This is a genomic window from Pseudomonas sp. B19125 (assembly GCF_044218855.1).
GTDB classification, from domain to species: Bacteria; Pseudomonadota; Gammaproteobacteria; order Pseudomonadales; family Pseudomonadaceae; genus Aquipseudomonas; species Aquipseudomonas edaphica.
This window is the reverse complement of the sequence record NZ_CP162589.1, coordinates 6,149,724-6,168,349: the sequence shown is the minus strand read 5'-3', so window position 1 is coordinate 6,168,349 and position 18,626 is coordinate 6,149,724. Positions and strand designations below refer to the sequence as shown.

Genomic DNA, 18,626 nt, shown 5'->3' with positions numbered 1-18,626 from the left:
AAACCGCGTGCTAAATCGCCAGGCATGTCGCTATTGGATAAGAAAACCTACCGGTTGAACTGCAAGGCGTTGCTCAAATCGCCCATGGGCTTCTGGCCGCGGGCGATCATCGCGTCATCGCGCTGCTTGAGGCCGTCCAGTGTCTCCAGCTGGAACACGCGGGTGATCAGACGCAGGATCGACGCGGTGTCGTAAACCGTATGGTCCACCGTGCCTTTGCGTGCAAACGGCGACACCACCAACGCCGGAACCCGCGTGCCCGGGCCCCAGCGATCGCCTTTGGGCGGTGCCACGTGGTCCCACCAGCCGCCGTTTTCATCGACAGTGACCACCACCACCATGTTTTTCCACTGCGGGCTTTCTTGCAGCACTTTCAAGGCGCGGGCGATATGGCGGTCGCCCGAGGCCACATCGGCGTAGCCGGCGTGCATGTTCAGGTTGCCCTGGGGCTTGTAGAACGTCACGGCGGGCAGCTTGCCGGCCTGGGCATCGGCGAAGAACTTGTTGGTGCCGGAATCATCGCCCAAACCGCCGTCACGCAAGCGTTTGTCGCGCTCAGCACGGTTTTGCGGGCCTTGTTGCTTGAAGTAGTTGAACGGCTGGTGGTGGTACTGGAAGTTCGGAATCTTCGGGATGCCGCCCGAGTCCTTGAACTGGTCCAGGGTCGCCTGCCAGGCACCGGCGTACCAGGCCCAGTCAACGTTCTTTTTCGACAGTTTGTCGCCAATGTGTTCGTGGGTTTGCGGCACCAGCACGTTGGGCAGATCGGGTTTGGAGTAGTCCGGGTTTTGCGGGTCGCGGATCCAGGTCGGCCAGTATGGCGGTGCCAGGGTGTTCACGCCGTAACCGTCCGGCGTCAAGGCACTGGGGCCGAACTGCGGCGGGCCGGTCATGGCGCTGGCCGGGGACTTGTCCAGCGGCTTGAGGCGCGGGTCGGTGGGGTTATCGCTTTGCAGCGTGGCTATTTGCGCCTTGGCCACCGATTGTGCGGCATTCGGATAAAACGGCGCGGTGGCGCTGATCAGGTACTGGTGGTTGAGGAACGAGCCACCGAAAGCGCCCTGGAAGAAGTTGTCGCACAGCACAAACTCCTTGGCCACGTCCCACAAGCGCAGGGAATATCGACTCTGGGCGTAGTACCCCATCACCAGGCCACCGGAATCGGCCCAGGCGACAAAGTTGTCGTTCTTGCCGCCGTTGATCTGCATCTGGTTCTGGTAGAACACATGCCACAAATCACGAGTGACCAGGCTCAAAGGCAGGTCCTCGGCATTCGGGCCTTTGAGGGCGAATGGCGCGTTGGGCAGGTTTTCCTGGAATTGCACTTCGCTGGGGTAAGTCACCCCGTCCACACTTTGCGGGCCGACTTGCAACACGCCGCCCCAGGCCGGTGGCAGGGTGCTAAGCAGGCTGCCATCACGGTCACGTTGCTGCACGTCGGCTGCGGAGAGCGCCGACAGTGGTTTCTCCACGCCAGGGAAGTCTGCGAACAGGTTATTGAAACTGCGGTTCTCGGCGTAGATCACCACGACTGTCTTCACCTGCTCGTGCAAGGCCTTGTCCAGCTCTTGCGGTGTAAGCGGCCGCACCTCTGGCTTGCCCGCAGGCTCGCTGGTATTGCCGCAAGCACTCAAGGTCGCACCAACCCCCAGCACCGCCGCGCCCCCGAGGAAACGCCGACGGCTGGTGTCCACGGGCGGTTGGGTTACGGAATCGGGAGAAGGGCGGTCTTCGTGCTCGTCACTCATTGCTGGGCGTTCCTGCTGGCTGATTGTTGCAAGATATTTCGCAGGACGGTAGCAATGCAATGTGACGGAACGAAGACAGCGGTTAGAAAGCTAAAGGGTGGTCACAGCAAGTGCAGTGCCAGTTGGCTGCCCGCGCGCAAGTACTCCACTTGAGCCGTCAGCGCATCCTTGACGATTGCCTCACCCGTGTCGGTCAGCTTGGCTTTTTTTGCATCGATGACCGTGGTTTGCAAAAGCTGCATGGCCACGTCCATCACTTTTTGGAAGGCTGTGACGTTATTGTGCAGGCCAAACTCATTGACGACGGCAGCCATACGCCGATCGGCATCGTCTCGCAGAGCCGTGTACTCGACGAACGACACGTGGTCGTCCTTGTAAATATCATTGATCAACTCTTCCAGTGATTTGGACAGGGGCGTCATCGGATTTTCCTTGGTGTTTGTGGGTGGTAATCCAAGGCAGGTTAATCAAAGGCGCGAGGGAGGGAAGTCAGAGGCTGTCACTGCAATAAGTGGGAAAGCCCGATACATTTGGCCAGGGAATTAGCAATGCAATGTGACGCAATGACGAGGTTGATGTAAGAAATCGGGCATGTATACACACACCCTGGCACTGCTAAACTGCGTCAATAATGGATGCCACCGAGGTGAACCGTGAAACCTTCAATCGCCCTTGATCTAAAACGGGCCGCCGTCAGAGAGGTGGTGGGGCGTTTCCGTATCTCAAATCCAAGGGTGTTTGGGTCTGTCTTGCTGGGTACCGATCAAGAAGGTAGCGACCTTGATCTGCTGGTAGATGCTCCGCCGGGGACCACGCTTTTTGATCTTGGTGGATTGCAGGTAGAGCTGGAGGATCTGCTCGGGGTCAATGTGGACCTGCTGACGCCTGGCGATTTACCACTGAAGTTTCGCGCAAAAGTGTTGGCTGAGGCACGCCCGGTATGACAGTAAATCGCCTCGGGGACTACTTGGATCACATAAGGCAAGCCACCGCTGATGCGATCACATTTGTTGACGGCTTGAACAAAGAAGAGTTTCTGGAAGACAGACGTACTCAACAAGCAGTTGTCATGAGTCTGATCATCATTGGTGAGGCATCAACAAAAATCATGGATCAGCATCCAGATTTCGCTGCGAGTCACCCGCAGATCCCTTGGCGTAGCATGCGCGGGATGCGCAACCGGATTGCCCACGGTTATTTCGATATCAACCTCGATGTGGTTTGGGACACGATCCAGGATGCGTTGCCTGATCTATTGCATCGCCTTCCTGTGGTTCCAGCCTGACTGCGCCTGTGCAACAAGCGCAGTCAGGGTCGTTTAAGGCATCACCGGCGGCAAATACTTCAACGTCGTCCCCAGCGCCCACAACAGAAACAACACCAGCGGCGTGTGCACCAGCAACTGCACAAATGAAAACCCGATCAGATCCCGTGCCTTCAGCCCCAGCACGCCCAGCAGCGGCAGCATATAAAACGGGTTGATCAAGTTCGGCAGTGCCTCAGCCGCGTTATAGATCTGCACCGCCCAGCCCAGGTGGTATTGCAGGTCATTGGCCACTTGCATCACGTAAGGCGCTTCAATAATCCACTTGCCACCGCCCGACGGGATAAAGAAGCCCAGCACCGCCGAGTACACGCCCATCAACAGCGCGTAAGTGTCGTGGGAGGCGATGGAGGTAAAGAACAACGAGATATGGTGCGCCAGAGTCTGGCCGTCACCGCCTTTCACCACGGTCATCAACGCGGCGATCGAGCCATACAGCGGGAACTGGATCAACACGCCAGTGGTGGTCGGCACGGCACGCGCCACCGCATCCAGGAAGCTGCCCGGGCGCCAGTGCAGCAGCGCACCGACCATGATGAACAGGAAGTTATAGGTGTTCAGCCCCGAAATCGCACTGATCGCAGGTTTGGTCGAGAACTCATGGAACAACCAGCCAGCCGCCAGCAAGGCCAGCAAGATGGTCAGCAGCGGGCTGTGTTCCAGCCATTCGCCCGGACGCGTCGGCGGTTGTGGTTTAGGCATATTGAAGGCCGGGTCGACACCACAGGCCTTGGCATCACGCGCACTATTGGGGCCGGGTGCGGTGGCATAGGCGATGATCAGCGACACCACGATCAGCGCCAGTAACAACACGCCTGATTGCCACAGGAAGATGGTCTCGGTGAACGGGATCATCCCGGTGATCGACAGGATCGACGGCGGCAAGCTGGCCGGGTTGGCCTGCAACTGCGCCGCCGACGACGACAGCCCCAGTGCCCACACTGCGCCCAAACCCAAATAAGCCGCAGCCCCGGCGGCGCGGTAATCCATGCGCAAATCCGTGCGACGGGCCAGGGCGCGTACCAGCAAACCGCCAAACACCAGGGACAAGCCCCAGTTGAGCAAAGAGGCGACCATGGAAATCAACGCGACCCACGCCACGGCCGAGCGGCCATTCTTGGGGATACGTGCCAGACGGTCGATCAGCTTCACGGCGGGCGGCGAACTGGCCACCACATACCCGCCGATCACCACAAAGGCCATCTGCATGGTGAACGGGATCAGGCTCCAGAACCCGTCACCAAAGGCCTTGGCGGCTTCGGTCGGCGCGGCACCCATGCCCAGGGTCGCCACGGCAACAATGATCACCGCCAGGGCGGCAAACACCCAGGAGTCCGGAAACCAGCGTTCGGCGAAGTTGGAACAGCGCAGGGCAAATCGGGCATAGCGGCTTTCTTCGATAGCATCGGCCACGAGTCTTTCCTCTTGTATTTATTATGGGTGTTGGCAGTTTTACGGCATGTTCCGCTACAGGCATTGATATGGGAATGCAGTTATCTTCATCGATCCATGAGGAAAACAAATATATCTGTCGCGATTGCCATCACTGGGCGCAGCTCATAACCTGCACGCCATTTTGTTTGTCTGCCGAGCCTTTACATGACTGCCACCTTTTCCCCACGGGCGCAGCGTTTTTCCCCTTCCGACTACAAAACCCTGGGCCTGGCCGCCCTCGGCGGCGCGCTGGAAATCTACGACTTCATTATCTTCGTGTTCTTTGCGCTGACCCTCAGCCAATTGTTCTTCCCGCCGGAAATGCCCGAATGGCTGCGCCTGCTGCAAAGCTTCGGCATCTTCGTCACCGGTTACCTGGCGCGCCCGCTGGGCGGCATTCTGATGGCGCACTTCGCCGATCACCTGGGGCGCAAACGCGTGTTCAGCCTGAGCATTCTGATGATGGCCTTGCCGTGCCTGCTGATCGGGATCATGCCCACCTACGCGCAAATCGGTTATTTCGCCCCGTTGATTCTGTTGGCCCTGCGCGTGCTGCAAGGCGCCGCAGTGGGCGGCGAAGTGCCGAGTGCCTGGACCTTCGTCGCCGAACACGCACCGCGCCACCACCGAGGCTACGCGCTGGGCTTCCTGCAAGCGGGGCTGACCTTCGGCTACCTGCTCGGCGCACTCACGGCCACCTTGCTGGCGCAAATCTTCACCCCCGCCGAAATCCTCGACTACGCCTGGCGCTTCCCGTTCCTGCTCGGCGGCGTGTTCGGTGTGATCGGCGTGTGGCTGCGCCGCTGGCTCAGCGAAACCCCGGTGTTCCTCGAAATGCAGGCTCGCCGCCAGGCCGCCGCTGAAATGCCGTTGCGCACCGTCCTGCGCGACCATCGCGCTGTATTGCTGCCGGCAATGATCCTCACTTGCGTGCTCACCTCGGCAGTGGTTGTGCTGGTGGTGATCACCCCCACCATGATGCAAAAAACCTTCGGCATGAGCCCCAGCCACACCTTCGCCCTAAGTGCGCTGGGCATCGTCTTCCTGAATATCGGCTGCGTGCTCGCCGGTTTGCTGGTCGACCGCATCGGCGCCTGGCGCGCGGTGCTGGTCTACAGCCTGTTGCTGCCGGTGGGCATTGCGGTGCTGTACGCCAGCCTGATCAGCGGCGGCGTATGGCTGGGCGCGGCGTATGCCGTGGCGGGCTTGAGTTGCGGCGTGGTAGGCGCGGTGCCATCGGTGATGGTCGGCCTGTTCCCCGCGCAGGTGCGGGTGTCGGGGATTTCGTTTACCTACAACATTGCCTATGCGTTGTGGGCGAGTACAACGCCACTGTTGCTGATCGCGTTGATGCCGACCAGCCCGTGGATTTGCGTGGGGTATTGCGTGGTGATGGGCGCGGTGGGGGTGGCGAGTGTGGCGCTGTTTGGCAAGCGCCACACCTTGGGCAATTAACTAATTTGATGAGTGGATATCGAGAAAGTCTCTTCTAGTCAGGTGTGACTGAAAGAGGTAACCGACGAATATTATATTAAACGTGGTTTTAAGTTACGGGATGTGAGGGCTTTCAGCTTCTACTGCTGCCCATATAGGGGTTGTCTCTGCCTGGAAAAATTCGATGTCGAATCCAAATAGCTGGTTTTTTGCTCTCATCATCGTCATTTGGTTTTCCTTGCTTTCGGCGTCCCCGTAGATGCTGATAAACACCTTTTCCACTTGACTATGTTTTATTTCTTCGAAAATGTGGCTGTCATTAACTGCTATAGAGTGGCCATATATAAAAAGCGTGTCCCGCAAACTTCTAAGTTTGCGAAAGCAATAGTTTAGGTATGGGTTGTGCTCTATCCGAGCACGTTTTTTCTCATAGGTGGGCTCAGCTACGAATAGAGGGAATTTTCCATTCTCCAAGTTGTTTCTGACTTGATCGATTATCGGCACGCCGTCCTCAGTACATTTGTGTTTTTTTACCCCGGACACTGTGTCATAGAGGTGTAGTCCGCCATGCAGAAAGTGGACCTGTTGACCGCTCCCGTTTCCTCGCCATTGCAATGGATATCCACCGAACCCATCATTGGTTGAATAGTACTCCGGAGGTAAGTTGTTTTTGTTTCTTGCCCAGTAAAGCAGTAAATCATAGTTTAAGGTGAATATCTGAGTGAACTGAGAAAGGAAAGTTCGTGCGCTTATATACTGTTCGTCGGTAACGTTATTGGGTAGCGGCGGGTGAGTGTTGGAGATTGCACTGATAAGTGCGGATTTTAATACTTCTTGGTCTTGTTTTACTTTTGCAATAAGTTGTGGGTCTGCGTCGTAAATTTCGAGGACGAGCTGTGTGGAAACTAGCCTCTTCATGACCTTTTCAAAGTCGTAGGTGTTGAGTCTTTTGAAGAGTTCCTTAATGGGAGTTGAGCGGTCTCCAAAGTCAGCAGCTTGAAGCAGGTACTTGTAGTTGAAAATGGTGTGATCCCACGCTTGGGAGAACCCATTAGCCAGTAGAATCGAGGGTTTTTGGCCCTGCGGAATCGATATTATCGCGTCGTTATAGGTAATCACCGTCACGCTCCTTGTGAGTAATATTCAAAACGGTATATTGAGTGATGACTTTATGCCACTACTGGCCATTCAAAGCAAGGTTGGTAATTGTTTGAAACGCAATGAAATCGTTCTCGTATGCACAATATCGAGAACGATTTCAGTAGGGGATTACGTAAGAAAGTGCCAGAGCAGCAGCGTACCGACCAGCCCGACCACCGAAACAATGGTCTGCAACACCGACCACACCCAAATCGTCTGCTTCAGCTGCAAACCAAAATACTCACGCACCATCCAGAACCCAGCGTCGTTGACGTGGCAAAAGAACACCGAGCCCGCGCCAATCGCCAGTGCAACCAAGGAACTCTGGGTCGCGGCCAGCCCGGCCATCATCGGCGCGAGGATGCCCGCCGTAGTGGTGGTAGCAACTGTCGCCGAGCCGGTGGCCTGGCGCAGGGCCACGGCGATCAGCCAGGCCAGCAGCAGATACGGCATGTGCGCGCCTTCGGCGACCTTGCTGATGGTCTGGCTGACGCCGGCGTCCAGCAGGGTTTGCTTGAGGCCGCCGCCGGCGCCGATGGTCAGTAGTAACACGGCGATGGGCGCGAGGGCTTTGCGCAGGGTGTTGCCGACTTCGGCACGCGGCATGCCGGCGGCCCAGCCCAGGCAGATGACGGCAGCGATCACGGCCAGGCCGAGGGCGATCAGCGGTTCACCGAGGAACTTCAAGGTCAGGCCGACGGTACTTTCGGCTGGCAACGCGACTTTGGCCAAGGTGCTGCCGAGCATTAAAATCACCGGCAACAAAATGATCAGCAGCGACACACCGAAGCTCGGCTGGCGTGGCGCCTTGGGCGGTGCGCTGAACAGCGCGCCGATGTCGGCCGGTTCATCCACGTGCAGGCGTTTGGACAGCCAGTTGCCGTAGAGCGGGCCGGCCAGGATCACCGCCGGCACCGCCAGGCAGAAGCCCAGCAGCATGGTCAGGCCCAGGTCGGCGTGCAACGCGCCCACCGCAATCAACGGCCCCGGATGCGGCGGCATCAGGGCGTGCAGGGTGGTCATGCCCGCCAGCGCCGGGATGGCGATTTTCAGCAGTGGCTGGTTCGAACGCTTGGCCATCACGAAGATGATCGGCACCATCATCACCAGGCCGACTTCGAAGAACAGCGGCAACCCAATCACCATGGCCACCAGCGCCATCACCCACGGCAGTGACTTGCCTTTGCCCAACCCAAGCAAGGTGGTGGCGATGCGGTCGGCCGCGCCGGATTCGGCCATCAGCGCGCCGAGCATCGAGCCCAGGGCGATGATGATCCCGGCTTCACCGAGGATCGCCCCGGCGCCTTTGCTGAAGGCTTTGGCGACTTCTTCCGGCGGCAGCCCGGCGCCCACACCGGCGATGAACGTACCGATCAGGATCGACAGGAACGGCGGCAGTTTGGTGGCGCTGATCAACACAATGATGCTGGCGATGGCCAGCAGAACACAAAACATGAGGCGGGTGTCGTGAACCATCCACGCGGCAGTCGATAACTCCAAAACGGGACTCCTTATCGAACAGGTTGGCTAATTTGTTTCTTTTTGTTTCCTGCTCGAAAAGCATACCTGATAGAAATGCCGCAGCGCATGCATGGGCGATTTTGGTGCGATCAATCTAACGATGAGCTGGCGGGCGAGTGACAAGTTTGCAAGGTATGCGCGGGAATTTGGCCTATAGCTCTATGATCAACGGACTACACACCACGAGGACATGCCATGAGCGCAGGACACAGCCACGCCCAAGTACGCGCCGGCCACGAACGCAAGTTATGGATGGCCCTGGGGCTGACCGGCAGCTTCATGATTGCCGAGGTTATTGGCGCTTTTGTCACCGGCAGCCTGGCGTTGTTGTCCGACGCCGCGCACATGATGACCGACGCCCTGGCCCTGGCGATTTCCCTGGTGGCCATTCAGGTCGCCAAGCGTGCGGCCGACCGCAAGCGCACTTTTGGTTATGCGCGTTTCGAAATCCTGGCGGCGGCCTTTAATGCGCTGCTGCTGTTCGCCGTGGCGTTTTACATCCTTTACGAGGCTTATCAACGACTGCAGGCGCCAGCCGAAATCCAGTCCACCGGCATGCTGGTGATTGCGGTGCTGGGGCTGATCGTCAACCTGATCTCCATGCGCCTGCTCAGTGCTGCCAGCGGTGAAAGCCTGAATGTGAAGGGCGCTTATCTGGAAGTCTGGAGCGACATGCTCGGTTCTATCGGCGTGATCATCGCGGCGGTGGTCATCATGTTTACCGGCTGGGGCTGGGTCGACTCCGTGGTGGCGGCGGCGATTGGTTTCTGGGTGTTGCCACGCACCTGGACGCTGCTCAAGGAAAGCATGAACGTACTGCTGCAAGGCGTGCCGGACGGCATGGATATCGATCAGGTTGAGCAGGCCATTCGCAGCGTGCCTGGAGTCAAGGACGTACACGACCTGCATATCTGGGCGCTGACCAGCGGCAAGAATGTGCTCAGCACGCATTTGGTCGCGGATCCGTCCCAAGGCACTGAGCAACAAATCCTCACAAGGGTGACGGAATTGCTGCACGAACAGTTCGATATTTCCCACGTCACCTTGCAGGTCGAAGGCGAAGGTTTTCATCACGACGACCCTGACGAGGTGCACGCTTGAGGCTGTGCCTTTCGGATTTGTAATCTTTGCTCCACCGCTCTGATAAGTCGCGAAAGCTACATTGCCCCCGCTGGTAAACCTCAGCGAATTCATGGGCGTGGAACTCTCGTTATGGCACTTTCGTTTAGAACATTTTTGGGGGGCGCAGCGTTGTGGGTAGCGGCGAACGCTGCCCAGGCGCAAACCCTGACTCTTGATTCAGCCCTGCAAACCGCCTTCGCCAACAACCCCGACCTGGCCGCCGCGCAATGGGAAATCGACATTGCCCAAGGCGGCCGCCAGCAGGCGGGCTTGATCCCCAACCCAGTGGCTTCCTGGGATGCCGAAGACACCCGCCGCAACTCGCGCACCACCACCATCAAACTCAGCCAGACCTTGGAGCTGGGCGGCAAACGCGGTGCGCGCATTGATGTGGCAACACGCGCTCAGGATGCCGCCGCGTTGACCCTTGAGCAGCGGCGCAATGGCCTGCGCGCCGATGTGATCGACAGCTACTATGGCGCCCTGCGTGCCCAGGAGCGCCTCGACCTGGCGCAACGCTCAATGGCCTTGGCCGAGCGCGGCCTGGTGGTCGCCAATGGCCGCGTCAAAGCCGGCAAATCGTCGCCGGTAGAAGCCACTCGCGCCCAGGTGCAGTTGTCGGAGATCCGCCTGGAACTCAACCGCGCACAGATCGGCCTCACGGATGCCTACCGCCGCCTCGCCGCCAGCACCGGCAGCGCCAACCCTGACTTCCAGGCGGTCGCCACGCAAAGCCAATCCGCACCACCGTTGCCGCCCTCCGCACCCTTGCTGGCGCGCCTGGAGCAAACCACTGAGTTGCGCCTGGCCGAACTGCACATCCAGCAAAGCGAAGCCAGCGTAGGGCTGGAAAAAGCCCAGCGGATTCCAGACCTCGATGTGTCGATTGGCAGCCAGTACGACGCCAGCGTGCGTGAACGTGTGAACGTGGTGGGTGTGTCCATGCCGATCCCGTTGTTCAACCGTAACCAGGGCAATGTGCTGGCCGCCAGCCGCCGCGCCGACCAGGCCCGCGACCTGCGTAACGCTGTCGAACTGCGCCTGCGCACCGAGACCCGCCAGGCCCTGGACCTGTGGCAAACCGCCGATACCGAAGTGCGCGCCTTCAACCAACAGATCCTGCCCGCCGCCCAAAGCGCGGTGGACAGCGCCACCCGTGGCTTCGAGATGGGCAAGTTCAACTTCCTCGACGTGCTCGACGCCCAGCGCACCTTGATCGCCGCACGCACCCAATACCTCACGGCGACCGCTCAGGCCACCGATGCCTGGGTGCGCATCGAACGAATTTACGGCGACCTCGCCCGGTTTTGATTTTTTCTGGAGTCCTCTATGAAACATAAACATGGCGTGGCGCTGGCCGTCGCCCTGGGCCTGATGCTGTCTGGTTTTGCCGCCGCCGATGAAGAGGAAGGCGCACTCGAACTCACCGAGCAGCAGATTCAGGCTGCCGGTATCCAACTCGCCCAGGCACAACCGCGCTCGATCAGTACAGTGCTGACGCTGCCGGGGGAAGTGCGTTTCGACGAGGACCGTACCTCGCACATCGTCCCGCGTGCGGCCGGTGTGGTGGAGGCGGTGAAGGTCAACCTTGGCCAGTCGGTGAAGAAAGGCGAGCTGTTGGCGGTCATCTCCAGCCAGCAGATCTCCGACCAGCGCAGCGAGCTGGCGGCCAGCGAGCGCCGGGTCGAATTGGCGCGCACTACGTTCCAACGCGAGCGCCAATTGTGGAAAGACGAAATCTCCGCCGAACAGGATTACCTGCTGGCGCGTCAGACCTTGCAAGAGGCCGAAATCGCCCTGAACAATGCGCGCCAGAAGATGACTGCCCTCAGCGGCAGCGCGGTCCTGGTCGGCGGCAATCGTTATGAACTGCGTGCGCCGTTCGCCGGCGTAGTGGTGGAAAAACACCTCGGCGTCGGCGAGGTGGTCGGCGAGACCAGCAACGCCTTCACGCTCTCGGACCTGTCCCAGGTGTGGATCACCTTCGGTGTGTTTCCCAAGGATTTGAACAAGGTCCGGGTCGGCAAACCGGTGAAGGTCACCTCCACGGAAATGGGCACGCAGGTGCAGGGCACCGTGGCCTATGTGGGCAACCTGCTTGGCGAGCAGACGCGTACCGCCACCGTGCGCGTGACCGTGCCCAACCCCGATGACGCCTGGCGCCCGGGCCTGTTTGTAACGGTGCAATTGGCCACCGATAACTACCAGGCCAAGGTCACCGTGCCAGAAACCGCGATCCAGACCGTCGAGGACAAACCCTCAGTGTTTGTGCGCACTGCGCAAGGCTTTATCACCCGTCACCTCGAACTCGGTGTGAGCGAAAACGGCTACGTCGAAGTGCGCCAGGGCCTTGAGGCCGGGGCGCAGGTGGCCACTGTCGGCAGCTTCATCCTCAAGTCCGAACTGGGTAAAGGCTCGGCCGAGCACGCCCATTGATCCTGCGAGTGATTCCCCATGTTTGAGCGCCTTATCCAATTCGCCATCGAGCAGCGCATCATTGTGCTGCTGGCGGTGCTGTTGATGGCCGGTGTCGGCATCGCCAGCTATCAGAAGTTGCCCATCGACGCGGTGCCTGACATTACCAACGTGCAGGTACAGATCAACTCGGCGGCGGCCGGTTTTTCGCCGCTGGAAACCGAGCAGCGCATTACCTTTCCGATTGAAACCGCCATGGCCGGGCTGCCGGGTTTGCAGCAGACGCGTTCGCTGTCGCGTTCGGGGTTGTCCCAGGTGACGGTGATTTTCAAAGACGGCACCGACCTGTTTTTCGCCCGGCAATTGGTCAATGAGCGCCTGCAAGTGGCACGCGGGCAACTGCCGTTGGGCATCGAAACCGCGATGGGGCCGATCTCCACCGGCCTTGGCGAAATTTTCCTGTGGACCGTCGAGGCCGAAGACGGCGCGCGCAAGGACGACGGCACGCCCTATACGCCGACCGACCTGCGCGTGATCCAGGACTGGATCATCAAGCCGCAACTGCGCAATGTGCCGGGCGTGGCCGAGATCAACACCATCGGTGGTTTCGCCAAGGAATACCAGATAGCCCCGGACCCCAAGCGCCTGGCGGCCTACAACCTGACGTTGGGTGATCTGGTCACGGCGCTGGAGCGCAACAATGCCAACGTCGGCGCCGGTTACATCGAGCGCAGTGGCGAGCAATTGCTGATCCGTGCGCCGGGGCAAGTGGCGTCGATTGATGATATTGCCAACATTGTGATCACGACCTCGGACGGCACGCCGATCCGCGTGCGCAATGTGGCGCAAGTCGAAATCGGCCGCGAGTTGCGCACCGGCGCGGCCACCGAAAACGGCCGTGAAGTGGTGCTGGGCACGGTGTTCATGTTGATCGGCGAAAACAGCCGCACCGTGTCCCAGGCGGTGGCGAAGAAACTCGAGGAAATCAACCGTTCGCTGCCCGCCGGTGTGGTCGCCGTGACGGTCTACGACCGCACCAACCTGGTGGAAAAAGCCATCGCCACGGTGAAGAAAAACCTCTTCGAAGGCGCGCTGTTGGTGGTCGCGGTGTTGTTTCTGTTCCTGGGCAATATCCGCGCGGCGCTGATCACGGCGATGGTGATTCCGCTGGCAATGTTGTTCACCTTTACCGGCATGTTCACCAACAAAGTCAGCGCCAACCTGATGAGCCTAGGCGCGCTGGACTTCGGCATTATCGTCGACGGCGCGGTGGTGATCGTCGAAAACGCGATCCGCCGTCTGGCCCATGCGCAGCAGCGACATGGGCGGTTATTGACGCGCAGCGAGCGCCTGCATGAAGTGTTCGCGGCGGCCAAGGAAGCACGGCGCGCGCTGATCTTCGGGCAGTTGATCATCATGGTGGTTTACCTGCCGATTTTCGCCCTCACTGGCGTGGCCGGGAAGATGTTCCATCCCATGGCGTTTACCGTGGTGATTGCGCTGCTGGGCGCGATGATTCTGTCGGTGACGTTCGTGCCCGCCGCGATTGCGCTGTTCGTGACCGGCAAGGTCAAGGAAGAAGAAAACCTGGTGATGCGCACCGCACGTCGGGTCTATGCGCCAGTGCTGGATTGGGTCATGACGCGCCGTTCATTGGTGTTCGGTTTGGCGGTGTTGACCATCGTCGCCTCGGGCGCGGTAGCGAGTCGCATGGGCAGCGAGTTTATCCCCAGCCTCAGTGAAGGCGACTTCGCCCAACAGGCTTTGCGCGTACCCGGCACCAGCCTGTCGCAATCGGTGCAGATGCAGCAGCAGTTGGAAAAAATACTGATCGCTCAGGTGCCGGAAATCGAGCGGGTGTTTGCGCGCACGGGCACGGCGGAAATCGCTTCCGACCCGATGCCGCCGAACATTTCCGACAGCTACGTGATGCTTAAACCGAAGGACCAATGGCCGGATCCGAAGAAGTCCCGCGAGGCGCTGATTGCCGATATCCAACGCGCCAGTGCGATTGTGCCGGGCAGTGCGTATGAACTGTCGCAACCGATCCAGCTGCGCTTCAACGAGCTGATTTCCGGGGTACGCAGTGATGTGGCGGTGAAGGTGTTTGGTGATGACATGGCGGTGCTCAACAAGACCGCCGGGGAAATCGCCGAGACCTTGCAAAAGCTTGATGGCGCCTCGGAGGTGAAGGTGGAGCAGACCTCCGGCCTGCCGGTGCTGACGATCAATATCGACCGTGACAAGGCCGCACGTTTTGGCCTGAACGTGGGTGATGTGCAGGACACCATTGCCGTGGCCGTGGGTGGGCGCCAGGCCGGTACGTTGTACGAAGGCGACCGGCGTTTTGACATGGTGGTGCGGTTATCCGACGCGTTGCGCACCGATATCGAAGGCTTGTCGCGGCTGTTGATTCCGGTGCCGGCGTTGGCCGGCAGTGCGGCGGGGCAGTTGGGCTTTATTGCCTTGTCCCAAGTGGCGAGCCTGGACCTGGTGCTCGGCCCGAACCAGATCAGCCGCGAGAATGGCAAGCGTCTGGTGATCGTCAGCGCCAACGTGCGTGGGCGTGATATTGGCTCGTTTGTCGAAGAGGCCGAGACGGCCATCAGCACCCAGGTGAAGGTGCCCGCCGGTTACTGGACTACCTGGGGCGGCCAGTTCGAACAGTTGAAGGAAGCCTCCGAGCGTTTGCGCATCGTAGTGCCGGTGGCGTTGCTGCTGGTGTTCGGGTTGCTGTTTATGATGTTCAACAACCTCAAGGACGGCTTACTGGTGTTTACCGGGATTCCGTTCGCCTTGACCGGTGGCATCATGGCGTTGTGGCTGCGCGATATTCCGCTATCGATCTCGGCAGGCGTGGGCTTTATCGCGTTGTCGGGCGTGGCGGTGCTGAACGGCCTGGTGATGATTGCCTTTATCCGCAACCTGCGTGAAGAAGGCCGCTCGTTAGCGCTGGCGGTCAACGAAGGCGCGCTGACGCGCTTGCGCCCAGTGTTGATGACGGCGCTGGTAGCGTCACTTGGATTTATCCCCATGGCACTCGCCACCGGCACCGGCGCCGAAGTGCAGCGGCCGCTGGCGACGGTGGTGATCGGCGGAATTATTTCCTCTACGTTGCTGACCTTGCTGGTGCTGCCGGCGCTGTACCAATGGGCGCATCGCAAGGAGGAATGATGCGTATGAGCTGAGCGGGCTTGATACTGAAATCACCAACGCTCCCACAGTGGATCGGCTTTGTTGCTTAGGTCTTGGTCAGCAGGGCCATCGCGTCGAACGCAGATTTTGCCAGCGACAAAGCTCAAATGTGGGAGCTGTCGAGCCCCAGCGAGGCTGCGAAGGCGGCGGTACAGGCGAGATATAAGGTGCCTGACCCACCGCTTTCGCAGCCTCGCTAAAGCTCGACAGCTCCCACAGTGGATCGGCTTTGTTGCTTAGGACTTGCTCAGCAGGGCCATCGCGTCGAACGCAGATTCCACCAGCAACAAAGCTCAACTGTGGGAGCTGTCGAGCCCCAGCGAGGCTGCGAAGACGGCGGCACAGGCGAGATATAAGGTGCCTGACCCACCGCTTTCGCAGCCTTGCTAAAGCTCGACAGCTCCCACAGGGGATCGGCTTTGTTGCTTGGGTCTTGGTCAGCAGGGCCACCGCGTCGAACGCAGATTCTGCCAGCGACAAAGCTCAAATGTGCGAGCTGTCGAGCCCCAGCGAGGCTGCGAAGGCGGCGGTACAGGCGAGATATAAGGTGCCTGACCCACCGCTTTCGCAGCCTCGCTAAAGCTCGACAGCTCCCACAGTGGATCGGCTTTGTTGCTTAGGTCTTGGTCAGCAGGGCCATCGTGTCGAACGCAGATTCCACCAGCAACAAAGTTCAAATGTGGGAGCTGTCGAGCCCCAGCGAGGCTGCGAAGGCGGCGGCACAGGCGATATATAAGGTGCCTGACCCACCGCTTTCGCAGCCTCCCTAAAGCTCGACAGCTCCCACAGGGGATCGGCTTTGTTGCTTAGGTCTTGGTCAGCAGGGCCATCGTGTCGAACGCAGATTCCACCAGCAACAAAGTTCAAATGTGGGAGCTGTCGAGCCCCAGCGAGGCTGCGAAGGCGGCGGCACAGGCGATATATAGGGTGCCTGACCCACCGCGTTCGCAGCCTTGCTAAAGCTCGACAGCTCCCACAGGGGATCGGCTTTGGTTTGAAGTCCGCATTCCCTATTCAGGCAATACCCGAGGAAACACCAGGCGAAACAAGGTAAAGCCACCGGGCAGGCTGCGCACATCAACCTGCCCCTGGTGCAGGGCCATGATTGATTGCACGATGGCCAGGCCCAGCCCGGTGCCGCCTTCGGTACGGGCGCGGCTGCTGTCGACGCGGTAGAAACGTTCGAACAGGTGCGGCAGGTGCTGCGCCTCAATCCCCGGGCCGGGGTTGCTGACCGACAGCGCAACCTGATTGCCATAGGCCTCCACCAGCATTGAAATATGCGACTGCGCCGGGCTGTGGCGAATGGCATTGGACAGCAGGTTGGACAGGGCACGTTGAATCATCAGGCGATCGCCCTGTACCTGGGCATCGCCGCTGAGGGTCAGGGTCAGTTGTTTGTCTTCGGCACTCAAGGCGAATAAATCCATCACTCGATGGGCCTCTTCTGCCAGCGACACTTGGGTAAATGAGCCTCGCGCGGCCGGATGGCTGACCTGGGCCAGAAACAGCATGTCGGAGACGATGCGCGCCAGGCGTTCGAGCTCTTCGGTGTTGGACTCCAGCACTGCTTTGTATTCCTCCGGTGGCCGCTGGCGGGACAGCGTCACCTGGGCCTTGCCCATCAGGTTGGTCAGTGGCGCGCGCATTTCGTGGGCAAGGTCATCGGAGAACTGCGACAGCTGTTGCACGCCCGCGTCCAGGCGGTCGAGCATCACGTTGAAGCCATGGGCCAGTTCGCCCAGTTCCTGGGGCAGGTTGTCGATGGATAAACGGTGGGTCAGGTCCTGGGTGGTGACCTTGGCCGCCACATGACTGAACTGCTTCAGTGGCGCGAGCCCGCGTTGCACCAGCCACCAGGCGCCCATGCCGATCAGGATCAGCAGCATCGGCAAGGCAATCAACGTGGCGCGCAGGTAGGCACTGAGCAACGCCTGGTCGTCCATGCGGTCCAGCGATAGCAGCACGCGCACCCGTTCGCCATTGGCCAGACGCATCAGGCTGGAGGCGCTGAGCACCTGGTTGCCATTGCTGTCGGCCCAATTGAGGTAGCCGAGGGTTTCCCTGGGGGTGAAGTCCGTCAACAAAGGCTCCTGGGGCTTGGCGCCAATGCTCAGCAGTACGCTTTCATCCGGTGCGGTGCCGACGATGGTCAGGTAGAAGTTGTCGTGGCCGATCACCAGGTCCATCAATGAGTGCGGGCGGGCGCGGATGCGGTTGGCATCCAGGCCTTGGGCCAGGCTGTGCTGGATCTGCTCCATCTTGCTTTCCAGGTTCTTGCGCGCCAGCTTTTCCAACTCGTGGGTCAGGGCCACGTACGCCAGGGTCGCCAGCAACAACACCAGGCCGGCGCCCATCAGGCTGACCGTCAAGCCGAGGCGCATCGACAAACTCCCGGTTCTCATCCACGTGCCTCCAGCACATAACCCACGCCGCGAATGGTGTGGATCAGTTTCACTTCGCTCTGGTCATCGACCTTGGCCCGCAGGCGGCTGATGGAGACTTCCACCACATTGGTGTCGCAGTCGAAATTCATGTCCCACACCAGCGAAATAATCTGCGTGCGGGTCAGTACTTCGCCGGTCTGGCGCATCAGCACCTGCAGCAGCGCAAACTCCTTGGTGGTCAGGTCGATACGCCGGGTGCCGCGATAGGCGCGATGGCGGCGCGGGTCCAGTTCCAGGTCCAAAACGCGGAACACGTCCGGCTGCGGGATATGCTCACTGCGCCGCAACAGGGTACGCACCCGCGCCAGCAGCTCGGGAAACTCGAAGGGTTTGACCAGGTAATCATCGGCGCCCATGTCCAGGCCCTTGATCTTGTCAGCCAGGCGGCCACGGGCCGTCAGCATCATCACCCGTTGTGTGCCATTGCGGCGCAATTGCTCCAGCACTTCCCAGCCATCCTTGCCCGGCAGGTTGACGTCGAGGATGACCAGCTCATAGGCGTGCTGCCCGGCCAGGTGCAGGCCGTCGATGCCATTGGACGCGCAGTCCACCACATAGCCGCTTTCATTCAGGCCCTGTTGCAGGTAGTCGGCGGTTTTTTGCTCGTCCTCAACCACAAGGATACGCATGGGGGGTTACCTTTTACTGAGGGATAAGGGCTCCATTTCCTTATGGAATCAGGTGTTTTGGGAGTAGGAAAAGTCTGAACCGTGAAGTAGCTTCAGGGTCAACTGCGACCATTGGTCGCTGCTAAACCTGCCCGCAAAAAAAAACGCCCCGAGGGGCGTTAAAAATTCATCTCTTTCCAAAGGAGCTACAAAAAAGCTTCTAGAGACGAATGTTGCT

The 18,626-nt window shown here is 59.7% G+C and carries 14 protein-coding genes; 7 read left to right on the top strand and 7 right to left on the bottom strand.

Annotation, left to right across the window (positions count from 1 at the left end):
- Window positions 1-47 precede the first annotated feature (47 nt).
- Window positions 48-1,748 carry an acid phosphatase gene (acpA, locus tag AB4P96_RS28295; protein WP_170036115.1) on the bottom strand — a complete coding sequence of 567 codons (1,701 nt, stop codon included), beginning with the start codon at window positions 1,746-1,748 and terminating at the stop codon, window positions 48-50.
- 101 nt (window positions 1,749-1,849) lie between these two features.
- The gene (locus tag AB4P96_RS28290) at window positions 1,850-2,170 is read right to left on the bottom strand and encodes a hypothetical protein (protein ID WP_017134528.1); all 321 of its coding nucleotides are present in this window, start codon (window positions 2,168-2,170) and stop codon (window positions 1,850-1,852) included.
- A gap of 231 nt (window positions 2,171-2,401) precedes the next feature.
- Between AB4P96_RS28290 and AB4P96_RS28285 the strand changes: the two genes are divergently transcribed.
- Entirely contained in the window at window positions 2,402-2,692 is a 291-nt protein-coding gene (locus AB4P96_RS28285) for a nucleotidyltransferase family protein (protein ID WP_017134527.1), read from the top strand.
- Window positions 2,689-3,033: a DUF86 domain-containing protein gene (locus AB4P96_RS28280; RefSeq protein ID WP_169986771.1), complete on the top strand. Its 345-nt coding sequence runs from the start codon at window positions 2,689-2,691 to the stop codon at window positions 3,031-3,033. The genes AB4P96_RS28285 and AB4P96_RS28280 overlap by 4 nt, the downstream gene beginning before the upstream one ends.
- A 33-nt stretch (window positions 3,034-3,066) precedes the next feature.
- Here the strand turns inward: AB4P96_RS28280 and AB4P96_RS28275 are convergent, their stop codons facing one another.
- Window positions 3,067-4,485: a short-chain fatty acid transporter gene (locus AB4P96_RS28275; protein WP_395600334.1), complete on the bottom strand. Its 1,419-nt coding sequence runs from the start codon at window positions 4,483-4,485 to the stop codon at window positions 3,067-3,069.
- A 186-nt stretch (window positions 4,486-4,671) separates the two neighbouring features.
- On the opposite strand from AB4P96_RS28275, the gene AB4P96_RS28270 reads away from it, so the two are divergent.
- The gene (locus AB4P96_RS28270; RefSeq protein ID WP_017134525.1) at window positions 4,672-5,961 is read left to right on the top strand and encodes an MFS transporter; all 1,290 of its coding nucleotides are present in this window, start codon (window positions 4,672-4,674) and stop codon (window positions 5,959-5,961) included.
- Between the two features lie 93 nt (window positions 5,962-6,054).
- On the opposite strand, the gene AB4P96_RS28265 is transcribed toward AB4P96_RS28270, so the two are convergent.
- Together AB4P96_RS28265 and AB4P96_RS28260 are read right to left on the bottom strand one after the other, a co-directional pair.
- A complete protein-coding gene (locus tag AB4P96_RS28265) occupies window positions 6,055-7,059 on the bottom strand; it encodes a DUF4917 family protein (RefSeq protein ID WP_395600333.1) in 1,005 nt (334 codons plus the stop codon).
- A 150-nt stretch (window positions 7,060-7,209) separates the two neighbouring features.
- Window positions 7,210-8,580: a gluconate:H+ symporter gene (locus AB4P96_RS28260; protein ID WP_056859179.1), complete on the bottom strand. Its 1,371-nt coding sequence runs from the start codon at window positions 8,578-8,580 to the stop codon at window positions 7,210-7,212.
- Window positions 8,581-8,796: 216 nt separating this feature from the next.
- Here AB4P96_RS28260 and AB4P96_RS28255 point away from each other — a divergent pair, with 216 nt between their 5' ends.
- The 4 genes from AB4P96_RS28255 (at window position 8,797) to AB4P96_RS28240 (ending at window position 15,312) form a co-directional block, all read left to right on the top strand.
- Entirely contained in the window at window positions 8,797-9,702 is a 906-nt protein-coding gene (locus AB4P96_RS28255; protein ID WP_017134522.1) for a cation diffusion facilitator family transporter, read from the top strand.
- Window positions 9,703-9,813: 111 nt separating this feature from the next.
- The gene (locus tag AB4P96_RS28250) at window positions 9,814-11,034 is read left to right on the top strand and encodes a TolC family protein (protein WP_099549203.1); all 1,221 of its coding nucleotides are present in this window, start codon (window positions 9,814-9,816) and stop codon (window positions 11,032-11,034) included.
- Window positions 11,035-11,052: 18 nt separating this feature from the next.
- Window positions 11,053-12,159, top strand: coding sequence for an efflux RND transporter periplasmic adaptor subunit (locus AB4P96_RS28245; protein ID WP_395600332.1), 1,107 nt, complete (start codon window positions 11,053-11,055; stop codon window positions 12,157-12,159).
- A gap of 18 nt (window positions 12,160-12,177) precedes the next feature.
- Window positions 12,178-15,312, top strand: a complete 3,135-nt coding sequence (locus tag AB4P96_RS28240) for a CusA/CzcA family heavy metal efflux RND transporter (protein WP_017134519.1) — start codon at window positions 12,178-12,180, stop codon at window positions 15,310-15,312.
- Window positions 15,313-16,343: 1,031 nt separating this feature from the next.
- On the opposite strand, the gene AB4P96_RS28235 is transcribed toward AB4P96_RS28240, so the two are convergent.
- The gene (locus AB4P96_RS28235; RefSeq protein ID WP_099549205.1) at window positions 16,344-17,738 is read right to left on the bottom strand and encodes a heavy metal sensor histidine kinase; all 1,395 of its coding nucleotides are present in this window, start codon (window positions 17,736-17,738) and stop codon (window positions 16,344-16,346) included.
- Window positions 17,735-18,409 carry a heavy metal response regulator transcription factor gene (locus AB4P96_RS28230; protein ID WP_017137677.1) on the bottom strand — a complete coding sequence of 225 codons (675 nt, stop codon included), beginning with the start codon at window positions 18,407-18,409 and terminating at the stop codon, window positions 17,735-17,737. Before AB4P96_RS28230 ends, AB4P96_RS28235 begins: the two co-directional genes overlap by 4 nt.
- Window positions 18,410-18,626: the final 217 nt, after the last annotated feature.